Raw genomic sequence first — 18,309 nt, forward strand, 5'->3', positions numbered from 1 at the left:
CGGATTATGCCAGAGCCACCCAGCAAAACTCCACGCACACGCTGCGCCCGCCATCGGTCCAGCGTACATCGCTGCTCAGTTGCCGGACCAGGTTCAGCCCGCGCCCAGACAGACGGTCGATATCCAGCGGCCGCGCCAGCATGGCTTCCACGTCAAAGCCCGGACCGCTGTCTTCGATACGCAGGCTCAGGCGCCCACCCACTTCGGTCGGCAGCACATCCACATGTATGCGTACATAACCACTGTTCAACTGGTCGAGCCGCTCGCTGCGCAGGCGATAGTAGCGGGCAAAGCCCTGCACATCGCGCTTGAGCTGGGAGTCCAGGCCCAGCACGCCATGCTCCAGCGCATTGGAATACAACTCGGCCATTACGCTGTACAGCGCGCCACTCTGGCCGCGCAGGCCGTGGATTTCCAGGAGCAGTTGCAGCAAGTACGGCAACGGGTTGTAACGTTTTAGGGTTTCGGCGCGAAATTCAAAACTCACTGACCAGTCCAGCGGGCACGACTGCCCACTGTCGGTGTATTGCATGGTCGAAGAATGCAAAGCCTGGCCGGGTAACAGGCTGATTTCCACCAGGCTCACATCATCGCGTACCTGGCCACGAAACCCGGCAAGGGCTTGTTCGATTTCCTCAAACAGGCGCTCAGGCTCGCGGTTGGCGGCGAACACCTCAAGCAAACGTTCCACCCCAAACAATTGTTCGCTGGCATCCGCCGTATCAATCACCCCATCGGACAGCAGGAACACCCGATCCCCCAGGGCCATCGGCCAGACTTCAGTGCCATCGTCAAAGACCTCGGGCGCCAACACGCCCAGCGGCAAATGCCGGGACACCAACGGCGTGCGCCTGCCGGTGGCCACTTCGTGCACATAGCCATCGGGCATCCCGCCGTTCCATACCTCTACTACCCGCCGCTGCACACTGAGGCACAACAGCGTGGCACAGCAGAACATGTCCACCGGCAGGATGCGCTTGAGCTTGGCGTTCATCTCCCGCAGGGTCTGCGCCAGGCCATAGCCTTTGGCGGTCATGCCGTAGAACACCTCGGCCAGGGGCATCGCGCCGACGGCCGCCGGCAGGCCATGGCCGGTGAAATCCCCCAGCAGCACGTGCATGTCCCCCGATGGTGTGTAGGCCGCCAGCAGCAGGTCGCCGTTGAACAGCGCATAGGGTGATTGCAGGTAGCGAATATTCGGGGCCGCGTTGATGCAGCCGGAGTGGGCGACCTTGTCGAACACCGCCTTGGCCACCCGTTGCTCGTGCAGCAGGTAGTCATGGTGGCGGGCGATCAGGTCGCGCTGCTCGAGGACCGTGGCCTGCAACCGGCGCAGGCGGTCCATGGCGTTGATCTTCGCCGCCAGGATGACCTGGTTGTAGGGCTTGGCCAGAAAGTCGTCGCCGCCGGCATCCAGGCAGCGCGCGAGGGCTTCACTCTCACGCAGGGAGGTGAGGAAGATGATGGGCACCAGCGCCTCGCCAGCCAGCTGCTTGATCTGCCGGGCCGCCTCGAAGCCGTCCATCACCGGCATCAGGGCATCCATCAACACCAACTGCGGGCGGTCGCGGGCAAACACCTGCACCGCTTCGGCGCCATTGCTGGCGGTCAGCACGTGATGGCCCTGGCGGCGCACGATGGTCGAGAGCAATAGCAGATCAGTGGCGCTGTCTTCGGCGATCAGCACGGTCAGGGTGTCGAGGGCCTGGGTGCTCAACTGATCTCAAACAGTCTGTCGAAGTTGGAGATGGCGAAGATCTTGCGCACGTCAGAGCTGCTGTTGATCACTCGCACATCCGCGTTATCGCCCCCGGCATGATCACGCAACAGCAGCAACATGCCCAAGGCTGAGCTGTCGAGATAGGTGGCCTCTTTCAAGTCCACCACGTAGACATCGGGAACCTTGTAGAACCGCTCATAGGAATCACGAAAGGGCTGGTGACTACCGAAATCGAATCGGCCTTTGATTGCGATCGTCAACTGCTTCCCATCCAGGGACACTTCTGACTCGACTGACATACGACTGCTTCCTTGTCGTGGGTATGTGCAACAAGGTGTAGCAGGTGATCAGGCAGTGGGCAAGGTGCTGCTGTGGCGAGGGGGCTTGTCCCCCGCTGGGCTGCGCAGCAGCCCCAAGACCTGCCGGCCCGGTCTATCTGAAACTCAGCGGTCTTATTGGGGCTGCTGCGCACCCCAACGGGGGACAAGCCCCCTCGCCACAAAAAGCACCTTAGGTCCGGTTAGTACTGATCCTGGCGGGGCAAGCGCTGGGACAGTTCATCCAACAGCTTCTGCTCGCGCTTGTCTTCCAGGGCGCGGGCTTCGTCGATGTAGCGCTGCACCAGCTTGCGCAGGCCTTCAACCCGGGCGTAGGCCTGTTGCCAGCCTTCGCGGGCCTTGTCGAGGTTGTTCTGGTGCCAGGCCAGGCTCTGGCGCTGCTGGCCGACGGCGCTTTCCAGTTGGTTGAGAAAGTGCTGGTAATTCATCAGCCACTGCCCGGAAACGCCCTTGCTGCCGCGATCGATCCACTGCTGCTGGTACTCGCCCCGAAAGCGTTCCAGGTCGCCCAGTTTGCTCTCGGCCAGGCGCACCTGGCCCTGGAAATGCCCCAGGCGCTGGGCGGCGGTGCGTTCGGCGCTTTCAGCCATCTCCACCACCGGCGCAAGACGCGCGGCGCGACTGCTGGCCATGCGGGGTTAGCCGCCAGGCGCAGGTGCGAACACCGACGCCAGGTGCGCTTCGCTTTCGGCCATGCTGATGTTGTCGTTCAGGCCCTGGCGCAGGTAGGTCACCAGTTGCGGTTGCAGGGCAATCGCCAGGTCGGTCTCGCGGTCACCACCGGCCACATAGGCGCCGACGCTGATCAAGTCGCGGCTCTGCTGGTAGCGCGACCACAACTGTTTGAACTGCTGGGCACGGGTCATATGCTCGGCGCTGACCACCGAGGGCATGACCCGGCTGATGGACGCTTCGATATCGATGGCCGGGTAGTGCCCTTCCTCGGCCAGGCGCCGGGACAGCACGATGTGCCCATCGAGCACGCCCCGCGCCGAGTCGGCAATCGGGTCCTGCTGGTCATCGCCTTCGGACAATACGGTGTAGAACGCGGTGATCGAGCCACCACCGGCCTCGGCATTACCGGCACGCTCCACCAGCTTGGGCAGCTTGGCGAAGACCGACGGCGGATAGCCTTTGGTGGCGGGCGGCTCGCCAATGGCCAGGGCGATTTCCCGCTGGGCCTGGGCGAAACGCGTGAGGGAGTCCATCAGCAACAGGACATTTTTGCCCTTGTCGCGAAAATATTCGGCAATCCGCGTGCAATACATGGCCGCGCGCAGACGCATCAGCGGCGCATCGTCCGCCGGCGACGCCACCACCACGGACCGCTTGAGGCCTTCTTCACCGAGGATGTGCTCGATGAATTCCTTGACCTCACGGCCCCGCTCACCGATCAGGCCGACCACGATGATGTCGGCCTCGGTAAAGCGCGTCATCATGCCCAGCAGCACACTCTTGCCCACGCCGGTACCGGCAAACAGGCCCAGGCGCTGGCCGCGACCGACCGTCAATAAACCGTTGATGCAACGAATACCCACGTCCAGCGGCTGGCTGATGGGGTTGCGCTTGAGCGGGTTGATGGTCGGGCCGTCCATCGGCACCCAGTCTTCGGCCTTCATCCCGCCCTTGCCGTCCAGCGCACGACCGGCGCCGTCGAGTACGCGGCCGAGCATGCTCATGCCCATCGGCAGGCGCCCGGTATCCGCCAACGGCACCACGCGTGCGCCTGGCGCAATACCGGCGAGGCTGCCAACCGGCATCAGGAAAATCTTGCTGCCGGAAAAGCCCATGACTTCCGCCTCCACCTGCACCGGGTGGTAGCTGTCATCGTTGATCACCAGGCAGCGGCTGCCCATGGCCGCGCGCAGGCCTTCGGCTTCGAGGGTCAGGCCGACCATGCGCAGCAGGCGGCCTTCCAGGATCGGCTGGCCGGGCAACTCGGTGGCTTCGATATAACCACCCAGGCGCTTGGCGAAGCTGGTGCGATCAAGGCGCATCAGGTGCGTCCAGGTCCGTGCTCAGGTCCGGTGCCGCCGGGTGCAGCGCCTGTTCGTGCAACTGGTCGAACAGCTTGGCCATGATCTGCGTGATACGCGTCTCGACCGTGGCGTCGATCCGGCTGTGCTCGGTCTCGACCCGGCAACCACCGGGCTGCAACGCGGCATCCTCGACAATGCGCCAGGTTTCCTCATGGCGCTCGCGCAGGGCTTTGACCTGCTCGAAATCCTGCGGGTTGATGTACAGCCGCACATTGCCGACGCCCAGGGGCAACAGCTTGAGGGCTTCGCGCATCACGCTTTCAATCTGGCTGGAGTCCAGCGCCAGTTCACGCTGGATAACCTGGCGGGTGATGTGCTCCACCAGGCCGACCATGGCTTTTTCCAGTTGCGAGTCCTGCTCGGCAATCGGCGCGAACAGGTTGCCCATCAGCCGTTCGAGGCTGGCCAGTTTCACAGCGAGGGCCGCGTCAGCTTCCTGGCGAACCTTGAGGGTGGTGCTGTGGAACCCCTCTTTCTCACCCGTGGCGAAGCCTTCGTTGTAAGCCTCCTGGCGGATGCTTTCGAGCTCTTCGAGGGTCAGTGGCTGGACTTCGTCCAGGGGCACTTCTTCCATTTCCACCGGGGTCTCTTCGACCGGCTCGGGCTCGGGTTCGGGCTTATGCGGGTCGAAGCTGGGCAGCGACCAGACGTCGAACCCGCCGACGTCCCGGGCGCGAATCAAGTCGCTGGGCGTCTCATCATTGTTCGACATGCGCTGCGCCTTAGATCATTTCTTCGCCGCCCTTCCCGCCGAGAACGATTTCTCCGGCTTCGGCCATACGGCGGGCAATGGTGAGGATTTCTTTCTGCGCGGTTTCCACGTCGCTGACGCGCACCGGGCCCTTGGCCTCGAGGTCGTCGCGCAGCAGTTCGGAAGCACGCTTGGACATGTTCTTGAAGATCTTTTCCTTGACGCCCTCGTCCGAGCCCTTGAGGGCCAGCACCAGTACATCGGAGGACACTTCGCGCAGCAACGCCTGGATGCCACGGTCGTCGACATCGGAGAGGTTGTTGAACACGAACATCAAATCTTCGATCTGCACCGACAGGGTGTCGTCGATCTCGCGGATCGAGTCCATCAGCTGGCCTTCGACCGAGCTGTCGAGGAAGTTCATGATGTCGGCCGCGCGCTTGATGCCGCCCAGGGTGGTGCGTGCGGCGTTGGAGTTGCCGGAGAACTGCTTCTCCAGGATCGTGTTCAGTTCTTTCAAGGCCGCTGGCTGCACGGTATTCAACGACGAGACGCGCAGGATGATGTCCAGGCGCACCTTGTGGTCGAAATGGCCAAGCACTTCGCCGGCCTGGTCCGGGTCCAGGTAGGCCACGACAATCGCCTGGATCTGCGGGTGCTCGTAACGGATCACGTCCGCCACCGCTCGCGGCTCCATCCACTTGAGGCTGTCGAGGCCGCTGGTGTTGCCGCCCAGCAGGATGCGGTCGATCAGGCCGTTGGCTTTGTCTTCGCCCAGGGCCGAGGTGAGCATCTTGCGGATATAGCTGTCGGAGCCAACGCCCAGGCTGGTCTGGTCGCCGACGATCTCGACGAACTCGCTCATCACCTGCTCGACTTGCTCGCGGTGCACATTGCGCATCTGCGCCATGGCGACGCCGACCCGTTGCACTTCCTTGGGGCCCATATGGCGCAGCACTTGGGCCGCGTCGGTCTCACCCAGGGACAGCAACAGCACGGCGGCTTTGTCGACCCGGGTCAGCTTGGCAACAGAGGCTCGATTATCACTCATCTGCGTTGATCCACTCTTTCACGACCTGGGCCACACGACCCGGGTCTTCTGCCACCAGACTTTTGATTGCATTCAACTGCGCGTCATACCCTTCGCTCGGGCTTGGCAGCAGAATGCTCTGCGGCCCGCCGAGGCTGACGCGGTCGTTGGCCAGTTCGCCATCCAGGCCGCCCATGCCACCCAACTCGACATCGCCGAACGGCGCCAGCTGCTTCTTGCCGTGGCCGGTGATGTTGTTGAGCACAGGGCGCAGCACGCCAAACACCAGCACCAGGATGAACAACACCCCCAGCACTTGTTTGACGATGTCCCAGAACCAGGGTTGAGAGTAGAACGGAATATCGGCAATCACCTCACCGCGCTCCAGGGAGAACGGCATGTTGATCACGCTGACGCTGTCGCCACGGCTGGCATCGAAGCCCACGGCGTCCTGCACCAGGCGGGTGAAGCGCGCCAATTCATCGGCGGTCCACGGGGCGCGGGTGGTTTCGCCGTTGGCGGGGTTGATCTTGACCTGGTCATCCACCACCACCGACACCGACAGGCGGTTCAAGCGCCCTTGCTGTTGCTTGGTGTGGCTGATGGAGCGGTCCAGTTCGAAGTTTTTCGTCGATTGCGAACGCTTGTCGGCGGGATACGGCGCGAGCATCGGCTGGCCGGTGGCCGGGTCCATGATCTGCTGACCATTGGCGTCCAACAGCGGCTGGCCGGGCTGGATCGCGCTGGCGGTCGCGGCGGCGCCACCGGTGGTTTGCGGGGCACTGGCCGGCGCTGGCGGCTGATTGCTCAGGGCGCCGGGTACGCCTTGCGGAGGACCATTGGCGGCAGTGCGTTGTTCGCTGGTCGATTGCTCGCTGCGCAGGGCCGGCTGGTCCGGGTTGAACTGCTCGGAAGTCGACTCGACGGCGCTGAAGTCCACATCGGCGGACACTTCAGCCTTGTAGCGGTCGTTGCCCAGTACCGGTTGCAGGATGTTGTGCACACGCTGGGTGAGCATGCTTTCCATGCGGCGGCTGTAGTCGAACTGCTTGCCGGCCATGGTCAGCGCGGAGTTTTCCGCCTGGTCGGAGAGCAGGTTGCCCTTCTGGTCGACCACGGTGATCTGTGACTTGCTCAGCTCAGGCACGCTGGTCGCCACCAAATTGACGATGGCCAGGACCTGGCCCGGCTCCAGGGAGCGCCCGGCAAACAGTTCGACCAATACCGAAGCGCTGGGCTTGCGCTCGTCGCGCACAAATACCGAGCTTTTCGGGATCGCCAGGTGCACACGGGCACCCTTGACGTTGTTCAGGCTAGCGATGGTGCGCGCCAGTTCGCCTTCCAGGCCGCGACGGTAGCGGGTGGCTTCCATGAACTGGCTGGTGCCCAGGCCCTGGTCTTTATCGAGAATCTCAAAACCGATGTTGCCGTCGGTCGGCGCCACGCCGGCGCCGGCCAGCTTCAAGCGGGCACGGGCGACATCGTCGGCCTTGACCAGCAAGGCGCCGGAGTTGGGCTCCACGGTATAGGCGATATCGGAGGCGGCCAGGGTTTCCATGACCTGCTTGGCATCCATCCCCGCCAGGCTGCCATAGAGTGGCCGGTAATCGGGTTGCTGGGACCACAACACCACGGCAAAACCAATCGCCACGCTGGCAGCCAGGCCGACCATCAGGCCCACCTGACGCAACATGGTCATTTCGGAGAGGTTTTCCAGGAACGACAGGCCAAACAGCGGCGGCTTGCCGTCTGTCTTGGCGGGTACGTTATCCACGACTGCTTCTGCCATGACTTAAATCTCGTCCTTAAACCGGCATCTGCATGATGTCTTGATAAGCCTGAACCAGCTTGTTGCGCACTTGGGTCAAGGCCTGGAAGGAAACGCTGGCTTTCTGGGATGCGATCATCACGTCGGTGAGGTCGACGCCACTCTTGCCGATTTCGAAAGCGGTCGACAGTTGGCTGGACGCCTGCTGGGTATCGCTGACTTTGTTGATGGCTTGACCGAGCATATCGGCGAAGCTGCTTTGGCCCAATTCCGGCGCTTGCACGACGGATTTCGGCTGGGACATGGCGTCCATTTGCATGGATCGCATATCCAACATCAACCGATTGAACTCAACACCTTGGCTCATGAACTTCTCTCTCCGACGACCCGCAATTTTTTGACACTACGCAGCGGTTAGTAGGGGTGGTAGCAACAAGGGTGCCAGCTCCATGGCAACTCGTAAGAAAAGCCGACAAACCTTGTCAGCTGATGTGTATCTCAGCTGGCGAAAAGAAACGCTTCCACGTCCATCCCCGCGTCGCGCATTTGCGCCAGCTTGTAGCGCAAGGTGCGCGGGCTGATGCCCAGGCGCTCGGCAGCCTCTTTGCGGCGGCCACGTTCGGCACGCAGGGTGTCGATAATCATCTGGAATTCGCGGCGGCGCAGGTCGTCGCCCAGGCCACTAGCGGCCTCGGCCGGCGCGCTTTGCAAAGGCGCGGGGGCCAGGCTCGGCATCGGCGCCGTACCGGCACCGACCGCCAGGCAGAAGTCCTGGGGCTGGATCAGGCCGCCCTGCTGCAAAATCAGCGCACGCTGGATCGCGTTGTCCAGTTCACGTACGTTACCGGGCCATGGGTAACTGATCAGGCAGGCCTGGGCCTCGGCCGACAGGCGCGCCTGGGCATGCTTCATTTTATTGACGTGTTTGTTCAACAGGCGCTCGGCCAGCGGCACGATATCGGCCGGGCGCTCACGCAACGGGCGCCAGGCCAGCGGGAAGACCGAGAGCCGGTAGAACAAGTCTTCACGAAAGCGCCCCGCCGCCACTTCGCCGGCGAGGTCACGGTTGGTGGTGGCGACCACGCGTATATCCAGCTGGATCGGCTTGCGTGCGCCGACCCGCTCCACTTCGCGCTCTTGCAGCACGCGCAGCAGCTTGGCTTGCAGGCCGAGGGGCATTTCGGAGATTTCGTCGAGCAGGATGGTGCCGCCATCGGCCTGCTCAAACTTGCCGGCCTGGGCGGCGATGGCGCCGGTAAAGGAGCCTTTCTCATGGCCGAACAGGGTGGCTTCGAGCATGTTGTCAGGGATCGCCGCACAGTTGATCGCGATAAACGGTTGGCTGGCGCGGTGGGATTGCTGGTGGATATAGCGCGCCAACACTTCCTTGCCGGTACCGGACTCGCCAGAGATCAGCACCGTGGAATCGCTGCGGGCGACCTTGGCCGCCAGCTCCAGCAGTTGCGCACTGGCCGGTTCGCAGGCAATCGGCCCCTCACTGTCTGCCGCCCCCACGACGCCGAGAGCATGGCGCGCCACCAGCTCGATCAAGGCCTTGGGCTCGAATGGCTTGACCAGGTAATCTGCCGCGCCCTGGCGCATGGCGTCTACCGCGCGCTCTACCGCACCGTGGGCGGTCATCAACAGCACCGGCAATTGTGGCTGACGTGCCCGCAGCAGGCCGAGCAACTGGTGGCCGTCCATGCCAGGCATATTGACGTCACTGACCACCAGGCTGAAGGACTCTTGCTCCACCGCCTCCAAGGCTTCCTCGGCCGAACCGACCGCCCGATAGTCATGGCCCGCCAATAACAGCGTGTCAGCCAGTGCTTCACGCAGGGCGCGATCGTCTTCAACCAGTAAAACCTTGATAGCCATTTATCCTTACTCCGCGCTTACCGTGCCCGAAAACAGCGGCAGCGTTATCAATGCACAGGTGCCGCGCCCCACACGGGAACGCAACTGCAATTCTCCCTGATGGGCACGGGCCACTGCCTTGACCACGGTCAGCCCCAGGCCGGTGCCGTTGGTCTTGGTGGTAAAGAAAGGTTCACCCAGGCGCTGTAACACGGCTGGATCAATCCCACTGCCGCTGTCGCTGATGCACAGGCGCAGGGTTTGCTCGCGGCTGTACAGGTGCACTTTGAGCCGCGCGCCCGGGCCGCTGGCCTGGCTGGCGTTTTCGATCAGGTTGAGCAGCGCGCCCACCAGGGTGTCGCGATTGCACAGCAGCTCGCCCCAATGGCTGTCGCACTGCCAGCGTACCGAGGCTTCCTGTACATGGGTGGCGGCGGCGGCCTGCAGCGACTGCATCAAGGCGGCGGGCGTGACCCGGTCGGTCAGCGGCAATTCGCCACGGGCGAATACCAGCATGTCGCGCACTTGGTGCTCCAGTTCATGCAGGCGCTCCTTGAGCCGCCCGGCAAAACGCTGGTGGGTGGCGGTCGGCAATTGCTCATCAGTCAAATGGCTGGCGTAGATCAACGCAGCGGACAACGGCGTGCGGATCTGATGCGCCAGCGAAGCCACCATCCGCCCAAGGGACGACAAGCGCTCATGGCGCGCCAGCTGGTCTTGCAGGTGACGGGTTTCTGTCAGGTCGTTGAGCAGCACCAGTTGACCGGGCTCGGCGTCCAGGGAACGGGTGGCGATGGACAGGCGGCGCCCGTCCTTGAGGGAAATTTCGTGGCCGTCGTCTTCACGGGGGGCAAAGCAGCGGGTGATGACATGGCGCCACAGCTCGCCTTCCAGCGGCAGGCCCAGCAGGTCACAGGCCGCTGGGTTGGCTTCGCGCACGCGGCCCTGGTCGTCGATCACGATCACGCCACCGGGCAACAGGTCGAGGAGGTTTTGCAAACGGTTGGCCAGGCGCTCTTTCTCGGCCAGCTCTTGCATGCGCTGGGCACTGACCACCGCCAACTCGCCCTTAAGCTCCGAAACCCGGGCTTCCAGCAGGCTGTAGGAGTCTGTCAACTGGCTGGACATCTGGCTGAACAGCGAAAACGCCTGCTCAAGCCCTTGCCGGCTGATCTGCTCTACGGACGGGACAAGTCCCTGGGTGTCAGGGACTGAAGAAAGGTGGGCGGCGTGGGGCATCGTGCTCTCTCGCTTGGCTGACCGTCAGTTAAACGGAACGTTGCGAGTGCTATAGCAATACCCGTGCCGGAAAAAATATCCTTATTTTTCAGCAGGTTAAAAAACAGGCGTCAATCATCCGCCTGTTCATCACCTTCACGCCGGCTCATGCCGTACTTGCGCATCTTCTCCACCAACGTGGTGCGGCGGATGCGCAGGCGCTCGGCAGCACGGGCGACGATGCCATTGGCGTCGTCCAGGGCTTGTTGGATCAGCCCTTGTTCGAGGCTGCCGAGGTAGTCCTTAAGGTCCAGGCCTTCGGGGGGCAACATGGCGGTGGCACCGAAGTCCGGGGTATGGCCATTGATCGCCACTCGTTCTTCGAGGTCGCTGCGCAGGCTGTCCACCAATTGCTCGTCTTCGTCGTCGACGTAGCGGAATTTCTTCGGCAACTCGACCACGCCGATCACCCCGTACGGGTGCATGATCGCCATGCGCTCCACCAGGTTGGCCAGCTCGCGCACGTTGCCCGGCCAGCCGTGGCGGCACAGGGACATGATTGCGGCGGAGTTGAAACGGATCGAGCCGCGCTTTTCGTGCTCCATGCGCGAGATCAGCTCGTTCATCAGCAACGGGATGTCTTCCACACGCTCGCGCAGCGGAGCCATCTCGATGGGGAATACGTTGAGGCGGTAGTACAGGTCTTCGCGGAAGCTGCCGACCTCGATCATGCTTTCGAGGTTCTTGTGGGTGGCGGCGATGATGCGCACGTCGACGCTCTGGGTCTTGTTGCTGCCCACGCGTTCGAAGGTGCGCTCCTGCAACACGCGCAGCAGCTTGACCTGCATCGGCAACGGCATATCGCCGATTTCGTCGAGGAACAGGGTGCCGCCATTGGCCAGCTCAAAACGCCCGGCACGGCTGGTGATCGCCCCGGTAAAGGCGCCCTTCTCGTGGCCGAACAGTTCGCTTTCGAGCAGCTCTGCCGGGATCGCCCCGCAGTTGACCGGCACGAAAGGTCCGTCACGACGCTTGGAATGGTAATGCAGGTTGCGCGCGACCACTTCCTTGCCGGTGCCGGACTCGCCGAGGATCAGCACGCTGGCGTCGGTATCGGCCACTTGCTGCATCATCTGGCGCACGTGCTGGATCGCACGGCTGGTGCCGACCAGGCTGCGGAACAGGTTGGGTTCGCGGTGACGACCGCGCTCGCGGGCCTGGTCGTACATCTCGCGATAGACCTGGGCACGGTGCAGGGAGTCGAGCAATTTGCTGTAGCTGGGGGGCATTTCCAGGGTGGAAAGCACACGGCGGCGCTGGTCTTCCGGCAAATCCACGGAAGAAATATCGCCCATCAGCAACACGGGAAGGAACTCATCCCAGGTTGAGAGTGTCTTTAACAGGCCAAGAACTGCGCCAGGAGCGTTTACCGTCCCGATCAGCACACAGATGACTTCACGGCTCGATGACAAAGAGCTGACGGCCTGCTGCCAATCGTGGCTGCCGCAGGGTAAATTTTCTTCACCAAGAAAATTCAAAATCACCGCCAAATCGCGGCGACGGACGCTATCGTCATCAATCAGCAGAATTTTCGTTTCACGCCACATGCAATAGCAACTTCCCTAGTAAAACTCTAATGCCCTCGAATCGGGGCAATCTAGATAGCTGTAGGCGTTTTCTGCGCTACGGTTACCTGACGTCTGAAAATAGCACTAGTTAAGTCAAAATTATGCGAGCAGTCAAATTTATGACGCGCTATGTTCGGATTAACTGAGCCAGATCAGCCGAACAGATGGTAAACCTTTGACGCATTTTTCGCTTGGTTGATCTGCGACATCTCTTCAAATATCGCCTGGCGCTCGCCGGTCGTCACCTCCAGCAGCTGTTGGTAGACCACCAACAGGCTCTCCAGCTTCTCGCGCAGCGCACCCTCGTCCACCGGCGCCTCACTGAGCACTTCGTCGATACAGGCGCGGCAACCCATGTCCAACTCGCCGATAGCATCCCAATTGCGTTCTGCCAGCGCACCGATCAAGGCGTCGCGGGTTTCGTCAATGCGTTGCAGTGCGTGGCTCATGCTGTGTTCCTCAAGGCCGGCGGCCTTATTGTGGAGCGATGGCATCCCAGCCACTTTTGACGGTAATCAACAAGCGTGCGACTTCGTCGATCATGTCGGCATCGTTGACGCCATTGGCCTCAACCAAGCGGTTACTCATGTACTCGTACAACGCATCCAGTTGCTGCACTGCCGCTGGATCCTCGGCTTTTTCCGGCTCCAGACCATCGCGCAAACCGGAGATGATTTCAATCGCCTTGCCCAGCATCAGCCCTTTCTGGGCGATATCACCACGACTCAACGCACCCTTGGCCTGAGCCATGCGATCGAGACCGCCTTCCATCAGCATCTGCACCAGACGGTGCGGGCTGGCTTCGGAGATTTGAGCGTGGGAATTGACCTTCTGGTATTGGCGAAGGGCTCTCATTGGGTTCATGTTGCTACCTCGTTACAGGCCACAGTCGAATAGGTTTGCTTAAATAGTTTTTCGACTGTGCCGAGAAAAACTTTAATCCCTCACCGGCTGCCAGGGCTCTTTTTCAGAGCCCCTGGCATGCCACTTATCAGCTCGACTTCGGATTGTTCAGCGAGTTGAGGGTAGTCATGATGCTGGAGCTGCTGGCGTTGATCTGCGCGATCATGGTGTCCATGGCGGTGTACTTGGCCGACAGGGATTTCTGCAGGGCTTCCATACGACGATCCAAGTCAGCCTTCTCGGTGGTCAGGTCGGTCAGCTTGGTGTTGAGATCCGTCGCACGGGTTGCCAAGGTGCCGGTGGAGCCAACGTAGCTGCTGGTCGCCTTGTTCATCCGCGTGATCAAACCGGTATCGCCGGTGAACATCTTGGCGATATCCCCTGCACCCTTGACCACAGCCTTGTCCCACGCCTTGTCTTCCAGGCTCAGCAAACCGGTTTTCTGGTCAGTGGTGATACCCATCTGGGCCAGGCTGGTCATGCTGCCCGCGCCCTTGCCGTTAACCAGTTCGGAACGCAGGCTGGACACCAACTGGCGCATCGACGCATCGCCGGTCAGGGCGCCCGCCGTGGTGGTCGAGGCATCGCCAGTGGCGGTGACCTTGGTCTGGGTGTTGATGGCAGTCATCAGCGTGTTATAGGCGGTGACGAACGACTGCACCGAGGTCTTCAGGGTGTCGGTGTTGCTGGCTACGGTCAGTGTGACCTTCTTGGTCAGGTCGCCATCCAGCAGCTCCAGGGTCACGCCGCTGATCGCGGAGGTGATCTTGTTGCTGGTGGACTCCATCTTGACGCCATCGATGGAGTAGATGGCGTTCACTGGCGCAGCGCCCTTGTCGTAACCGACTGCCAGTTCCGAATCACCACTCAAGGTGATGTCGGTGCCTACACCACTGTTACTGGAGGTCAGGACCAAGCGCCCGCCATTGGAGTCACTCAGTACGTTGGCGCTGATACCTTGGGCTGAGAGCTGGGTATTGATGGATTCACGGACCTCTTGCAGGGTCGCACCACCTGCCACCAATACATCGTAGCTTTTACCCGATTGGGTAATCGTCAGCGTCTGAGTTTCATCGCTGGCGTTGGCTTTGCCCGAGGCGCCACCTTCGATCACTTTGCTGGAGACCTTCGACGAGGTCGCCAGGTTCTTGACCTCAAGGGTGTATTTGCCGGGTGCCGCGCCGTCACCGAGGGTGACCTTGGCGTTTTTTTCTTCGGAGGTCGTGGCGGCCAAGCCATTGAAGGCGGCCTGGTTGTTCAACTTGGTGATTGCCGCCTGGTAGGCTTCCAGCGCCGTTTTCACAGAGCCCACGGCCGACAGCTTGACGGTTGCGTCTTTCTGCTGGGCAGTGATCTGCGCGTCTTTGGGCGCCCTTTCGGCTCCCACCAACGCCTTGACGATCGCCTGGGTGTCGTAGCCCGAACCTGGGCCGGAAATCGTTGAACTAGCCATTTGCTACTCTCCTTGTCCTGCGGTTGCCGCTTTTTTGGCGTACGAACGCCCAAGCGGCAATCAGAAACATGTTTCGTGCCAACTCAGGCCTTTGTATCAAACAACAGGCTGCTGGCATCGCTCAGGTTCTGCGCCAACTTCAGCGCAGTCTCCGATGGAATCTGTCGAATCACTTCACCACTGTCGGTGGCGATCACCTTGACCACCACTTTGCCGGTGGAGTCATCGATGGAAAAATCCAGGTTGCGTTGTGAAGCCTGCACAAACTCACGCATATCGGTAACAGCTTTTTCCAGTGCCACGCGCTGCGGCTCCTCAGCGGGCTCGGCCTCGGCCTGCTGGACAGGCTTGGCCTGTGTCGCAGTCGCGGTAGGAGCCTGGGTAGTAGCGGCCGGGTAAGACGCGTTCAGCTTGATGCTCATGTCCATGTCATCACCTCCAAACTGAAAAAACGGAAGGGCACGTTAGACGCACCCTCCCGTTGATTAACCGCTAGCCGATATTACTGAAGCAGCTTCAGTACAGCGGATGGCAGTTGGTTGGCCTGGGACAGGATCGCAGTGGAAGCCTGTTGCAGGGTTTGTTGCTTGGTCAGTTCAGCGGCTTCGGAAGCGAAGTCAGCGTCTTCTACGCGGCCTTTGGCAGCCGAGGAGTTCTGCGAAATGCTCTGCAGGTTGGCCACGGTGCTGGCGAAACGGTTTTGCACCGCACCCAGCTGCGAACGCTGGCTGTCGATCTGCTGCATGGCGTCGTCCAGGGCCTGGATGGCTTGCTGGGACGAAGCGGCGGACAGGATGTTCAGGTCGGAAACGGTGGTTTCCATGGTTACAGCCGATTTGGTGCCAGCAGCCGAGGCAGTGGTCAGACCCAACGCCTTAAGGCCAGTACCAGCGCTACCATCAAGAATAGTGATGTCCTTGTCAGCGAAAAGGCTCAGAGTACCGTCAGCGTTTTTACTGGCTTGAACACCAGTGCTTGCACTGTTGATCGAAGCCACAATGGCGTCAGAGGTATCACCTTTTTTGAACTTGACTTCAACACCGTTAAGGTTGATCGAAGTATCTTCGGTCAGCTTGGCCTGCGAGGTGCCAGCAGCCAGTCCCAGTGTAGCCAACGAACCACTTACAGTGTTGCCCAGCTTGACGTCTTTACCATCTTCCGAAACGATTTGAATACGGCCTTCAGTGCTGATGGTCGCAGACTTAATACCGTCCAGAGCAGTGATTTTGCCCAAAATGGCGTCGATGTCTTCAGTTGCAGTCCAGTCGACCTTAGCGCCGTTAACAGAAATCCCACCAATTGCACCTGGAACAGAAGCGCCAGTCTTAACGGCAGCAGGAGTTACTGCGGTAGTAGTCGCGGTCAGACCAACTTTAGCGACGTCAGCACCACCAACAATAATTGGCGCATCGGACGTCAGGGTCATTTTGTTGTTAGCATCATCCCAAGTCGCAGTGACACCGTTGATGCTAAGGGCTGTTGCAACAGCAGCACCGCTAGCACCAGCAGTAAGGGTCACAGCAGTGCCGTTGATGGTGATGTCATCAGCTACGGCAATAACAGAAGTGCCACCGCTGTTCAGAGTAGCTACAGCAGAACCCGTCACTTTAGCGCCTGCTGCACTCCCGAGCACCGAGCCTGTAGCTGTAGCGCTCAAACCAGCCATGGCTTCGCCGTTTACGGTTGCCTCTTTGTAGTTGCCTTTCAAAGCAGTAGCGCTGATGTCAGTCATACCGAACGAAATAGTTTCGTTGGCGTTGGCACCGATCTGGAACGCTACGTTGCTGAACGAACCGTCCAGCAGGTTACGACCACCGAAGGTGGTGGTGCTGGCGATACGGTTCAGCTCGCCGACTTTAGCGGTGAATTCTTGTTGCAGGGAAACACGGTCAGCGTCGCTTTTATCACCGTTCGCCGCTTGCAGGGCGAGTTCACGCAGACGCTGCAGGGTGTTGGTGGATTCTTGCATTGCGCCTTCAGCGGTCTGGGCGATCGAAACACCGTTGTTGGCGTTAGCGATGGCAACGTTCAGGCCTTTGACCTGGTTGTTCAGACGGTTGGCGATCTGCATGCCAGCGGCGTCGTCTTTAGCGCTGTTGATTTTCAGGCCGGAAGACAGACGGTTCATCGACTGGCTCAAAGCGTCGGATGCTTTGTTCAGGTTCTTCTGGACGCCCAGGGAAGTGATGTTGGTGTTTACGGACATTGCCATGACGAAATCCTCGTGAGTTGGATACTGCGGCTTCCGGCCCTGGCAACCGCCGGGTGTGGCCTAGAGAACCTTCGTAATAGTTATCGTCGTGAAAGCAGGTTGCTTGAGGATTTTTTTGATTTTTTTTACTAGCCCTGTGCCATCCCTTGCATTTCAAGGCCTTATAGAGGCGTGAAACGTCAGCAATCACGGGTTACTGGCGCCAAAACTTCGCCTTCAAGACAGCCCCCCTGTAGGAGCGAGCTTGCTCGCGAAAAACGTTAACGATGACGCGGGCATTCAGAATGCACGCGGCGCCCTCAGGTTCTTCGCGAGCTAGCTCGCTCCTACAGGGGAGAGGCACAAAAAAACGCCCATGGTCTTTCGATCATGGGCGTTTTTTTGTGCAGCCTATTAGAGCATCACGGCCGATAGATAATCGCCGAGCCCCACGACAGGCCAACACCAAAGCCACTGATGGCCACGCGCTTCCACTCGGCGTCCATCACGTGCTTTTCCAGCAGCAGCGGAATGCTCGATGACACGGTGTTACCGGTCTCGACCATGTCCTTGATGAACTTCTCCACCGGTGCATCTTCAAAACGGCGGGCCACGGCGTCGACAATCGCCGCACTGCCCTGGTGGATGCAGAACGCGTCAATATCATCGGCCTTCAGGTCCGACTCGTTGAGCAGCTCGTGCAAGTGCGCTGGCACCTTGAGCAGGGCGAAGTTGAACACCTGGCGGCCGTTCATGAAGAACACGCCATCGCTGACCTTCAAATGCGGTGCGCCGGAACCGTCGGTACCGAACTTGGCCTTGCCCAACTGCCAGGTGGCGTCTTCGCCCATCCAGGTAGCGGTGGCGGCGTCGCCGAACAGCATGGTGGTGTTGCGGTCTTCCGGGTCGACGATCTTCGAGTACGGGTCGGCGGTCACCAGCAGGCCGTTTTTCAGGCCGGCGGCTTCCATGAAGCCCTTCATCGCGTAGATGCCGTAGACGTAGCCGGAGCAACCCAGGGAGATATCGAAGGCCGCGACGTGGGTCGGCAGGCCCAGCTTGTCCTGGACGATGGCGGCGGTGTGCGGCAGCCCTTCTTCGTCGCCGTTCTGGGTCACGACGATCAGCGCGTCAATCGACTCACGCTTGAGCTCGGGGTTGTTGGCAAACAAGGCATTGACCGCCTCGACGCACAAATCCGAGGTTTCCTGTGCAGCATCCTTGCGCGGCAGGAATGCCGAGCCGATCTTGCCAATGATGAATTCTTCATCCTTGGCGAATTTGGCACCCTGGGCGTAGTTGTCCAGCCCTTCTGCCGGCACGTAGCTGGCGATGCTTTTTATGCCAATCATTGTGGCTTCCCAATACAAAATAGCTGGAGAACACCCCTGAAAACCCTTCAGGAGCGCTGACAATAAAGGGGATAACCCCGCAAAAACCCGCCGAAACTACCGAAGCCAAAGCCTGGAAAGC

At 60.7% G+C, this 18,309-nt stretch carries 17 protein-coding genes; all 17 read right to left on the reverse strand.

Annotated features, from left to right (window positions below; all coding sequences use genetic code 11):
• Positions 1 to 4: 4 nt before the first annotated feature.
• Complete coding sequence (locus HKK57_RS02010; protein WP_169389705.1) at positions 5 to 1,717, reverse strand: ATP-binding SpoIIE family protein phosphatase; 1,713 nt, start codon at positions 1,715 to 1,717, stop codon at positions 5 to 7.
• A complete protein-coding gene (locus HKK57_RS02015; RefSeq protein ID WP_070995425.1) occupies positions 1,714 to 2,019 on the reverse strand; it encodes an STAS domain-containing protein in 306 nt (101 codons plus the stop codon). Before HKK57_RS02015 ends, HKK57_RS02010 begins: the two co-directional genes overlap by 4 nt.
• Before the next feature lie 221 nt (positions 2,020 to 2,240).
• Positions 2,241 to 2,690 (reverse strand): flagellar export protein FliJ, encoded by a 450-nt coding sequence (fliJ, locus tag HKK57_RS02020; RefSeq protein WP_029292520.1) that lies wholly within the window; start codon positions 2,688 to 2,690, stop codon positions 2,241 to 2,243.
• A 6-nt stretch (positions 2,691 to 2,696) separates the two neighbouring features.
• A complete protein-coding gene (gene fliI, locus HKK57_RS02025; RefSeq protein ID WP_029292518.1) occupies positions 2,697 to 4,055 on the reverse strand; it encodes a flagellar protein export ATPase FliI in 1,359 nt (452 codons plus the stop codon).
• Entirely contained in the window at positions 4,045 to 4,809 is a 765-nt protein-coding gene (gene fliH, locus HKK57_RS02030) for a flagellar assembly protein FliH (protein ID WP_029292516.1), read from the reverse strand. The genes fliI and fliH overlap by 11 nt, the downstream gene beginning before the upstream one ends.
• A 10-nt stretch (positions 4,810 to 4,819) precedes the next feature.
• Complete coding sequence (gene fliG / locus HKK57_RS02035) at positions 4,820 to 5,839, reverse strand: flagellar motor switch protein FliG (RefSeq protein ID WP_029292514.1); 1,020 nt, start codon at positions 5,837 to 5,839, stop codon at positions 4,820 to 4,822.
• Positions 5,832 to 7,607, reverse strand: a complete 1,776-nt coding sequence (gene fliF, locus HKK57_RS02040) for a flagellar basal-body MS-ring/collar protein FliF (RefSeq protein ID WP_159906858.1) — start codon at positions 7,605 to 7,607, stop codon at positions 5,832 to 5,834. The genes fliG and fliF overlap by 8 nt, the downstream gene beginning before the upstream one ends.
• A gap of 16 nt (positions 7,608 to 7,623) precedes the next feature.
• On the reverse strand, positions 7,624 to 7,953 hold the full coding sequence (gene fliE, locus HKK57_RS02045; protein ID WP_029292509.1) for a flagellar hook-basal body complex protein FliE: 330 nt from the start codon (positions 7,951 to 7,953) through the stop codon (positions 7,624 to 7,626).
• A gap of 131 nt (positions 7,954 to 8,084) precedes the next feature.
• The gene (locus tag HKK57_RS02050; RefSeq protein WP_169389706.1) at positions 8,085 to 9,464 is read right to left on the reverse strand and encodes a sigma-54-dependent transcriptional regulator; all 1,380 of its coding nucleotides are present in this window, start codon (positions 9,462 to 9,464) and stop codon (positions 8,085 to 8,087) included.
• 6 nt (positions 9,465 to 9,470) lie between these two features.
• Entirely contained in the window at positions 9,471 to 10,682 is a 1,212-nt protein-coding gene (locus HKK57_RS02055) for a sensor histidine kinase (RefSeq protein ID WP_237150409.1), read from the reverse strand.
• A 110-nt stretch (positions 10,683 to 10,792) separates the two neighbouring features.
• Positions 10,793 to 12,268, reverse strand: coding sequence for a sigma-54 dependent transcriptional regulator (locus HKK57_RS02060; RefSeq protein ID WP_029292502.1), 1,476 nt, complete (start codon positions 12,266 to 12,268; stop codon positions 10,793 to 10,795).
• 173 nt (positions 12,269 to 12,441) lie between these two features.
• Entirely contained in the window at positions 12,442 to 12,738 is a 297-nt protein-coding gene (fliT, locus tag HKK57_RS02065) for a flagellar protein FliT (RefSeq protein ID WP_029292500.1), read from the reverse strand.
• A gap of 25 nt (positions 12,739 to 12,763) precedes the next feature.
• Complete coding sequence (gene fliS, locus HKK57_RS02070; RefSeq protein ID WP_029292498.1) at positions 12,764 to 13,153, reverse strand: flagellar export chaperone FliS; 390 nt, start codon at positions 13,151 to 13,153, stop codon at positions 12,764 to 12,766.
• A gap of 127 nt (positions 13,154 to 13,280) precedes the next feature.
• The gene (gene fliD / locus HKK57_RS02075) at positions 13,281 to 14,645 is read right to left on the reverse strand and encodes a flagellar filament capping protein FliD (protein WP_169389707.1); all 1,365 of its coding nucleotides are present in this window, start codon (positions 14,643 to 14,645) and stop codon (positions 13,281 to 13,283) included.
• Between the two features lie 83 nt (positions 14,646 to 14,728).
• On the reverse strand, positions 14,729 to 15,073 hold the full coding sequence (locus HKK57_RS02080) for a flagellar protein FlaG (RefSeq protein ID WP_029292493.1): 345 nt from the start codon (positions 15,071 to 15,073) through the stop codon (positions 14,729 to 14,731).
• A gap of 74 nt (positions 15,074 to 15,147) precedes the next feature.
• Entirely contained in the window at positions 15,148 to 16,857 is a 1,710-nt protein-coding gene (locus tag HKK57_RS02085; RefSeq protein ID WP_169389708.1) for a flagellin N-terminal helical domain-containing protein, read from the reverse strand.
• Between the two features lie 401 nt (positions 16,858 to 17,258).
• Entirely contained in the window at positions 17,259 to 18,188 is a 930-nt protein-coding gene (locus HKK57_RS02090; RefSeq protein WP_029292488.1) for a ketoacyl-ACP synthase III, read from the reverse strand.
• Positions 18,189 to 18,309 lie beyond the last annotated feature (121 nt).

The organism is Pseudomonas sp. ADAK21, assembly GCF_012935735.1.
Taxonomy (GTDB): Bacteria; Pseudomonadota; Gammaproteobacteria; order Pseudomonadales; family Pseudomonadaceae; genus Aquipseudomonas; species Aquipseudomonas proteolytica.

Bases quoted from the DNA above. Each gene is read 5' to 3' on its own strand.
- fliF (WP_159906858.1), bottom strand. From the start codon at position 7,607: ATGGCAGAAGCAGTCGTGGATAACGTACCCGCCAAGACAGACGGCAAG.
- fliI (WP_029292518.1), bottom strand. From the start codon at position 4,055: ATGCGCCTTGATCGCACCAGCTTCGCCAAGCGCCTGGGTGGTTATATC.
- HKK57_RS02055 (WP_237150409.1), bottom strand. From the start codon at position 10,682: ATGCCCCACGCCGCCCACCTTTCTTCAGTCCCTGACACCCAGGGACTT.
- HKK57_RS02060 (WP_029292502.1), bottom strand. From the start codon at position 12,268: ATGTGGCGTGAAACGAAAATTCTGCTGATTGATGACGATAGCGTCCGT.
- fliE (WP_029292509.1), bottom strand. From the start codon at position 7,953: ATGAGCCAAGGTGTTGAGTTCAATCGGTTGATGTTGGATATGCGATCC.
- HKK57_RS02015 (WP_070995425.1), bottom strand. From the start codon at position 2,019: ATGTCAGTCGAGTCAGAAGTGTCCCTGGATGGGAAGCAGTTGACGATC.
- HKK57_RS02080 (WP_029292493.1), bottom strand. From the start codon at position 15,073: ATGGACATGAGCATCAAGCTGAACGCGTCTTACCCGGCCGCTACTACC.
- fliS (WP_029292498.1), bottom strand. From the start codon at position 13,153: ATGAACCCAATGAGAGCCCTTCGCCAATACCAGAAGGTCAATTCCCAC.
- fliT (WP_029292500.1), bottom strand. From the start codon at position 12,738: ATGAGCCACGCACTGCAACGCATTGACGAAACCCGCGACGCCTTGATC.
- HKK57_RS02090 (WP_029292488.1), bottom strand. From the start codon at position 18,188: ATGATTGGCATAAAAAGCATCGCCAGCTACGTGCCGGCAGAAGGGCTG.
- HKK57_RS02085 (WP_169389708.1), bottom strand. From the start codon at position 16,857: ATGGCAATGTCCGTAAACACCAACATCACTTCCCTGGGCGTCCAGAAG.
- fliD (WP_169389707.1), bottom strand. From the start codon at position 14,645: ATGGCTAGTTCAACGATTTCCGGCCCAGGTTCGGGCTACGACACCCAG.
- fliH (WP_029292516.1), bottom strand. From the start codon at position 4,809: ATGTCGAACAATGATGAGACGCCCAGCGACTTGATTCGCGCCCGGGAC.
- fliJ (WP_029292520.1), bottom strand. From the start codon at position 2,690: ATGGCCAGCAGTCGCGCCGCGCGTCTTGCGCCGGTGGTGGAGATGGCT.
- fliG (WP_029292514.1), bottom strand. From the start codon at position 5,839: ATGAGTGATAATCGAGCCTCTGTTGCCAAGCTGACCCGGGTCGACAAA.
- HKK57_RS02050 (WP_169389706.1), bottom strand. From the start codon at position 9,464: ATGGCTATCAAGGTTTTACTGGTTGAAGACGATCGCGCCCTGCGTGAA.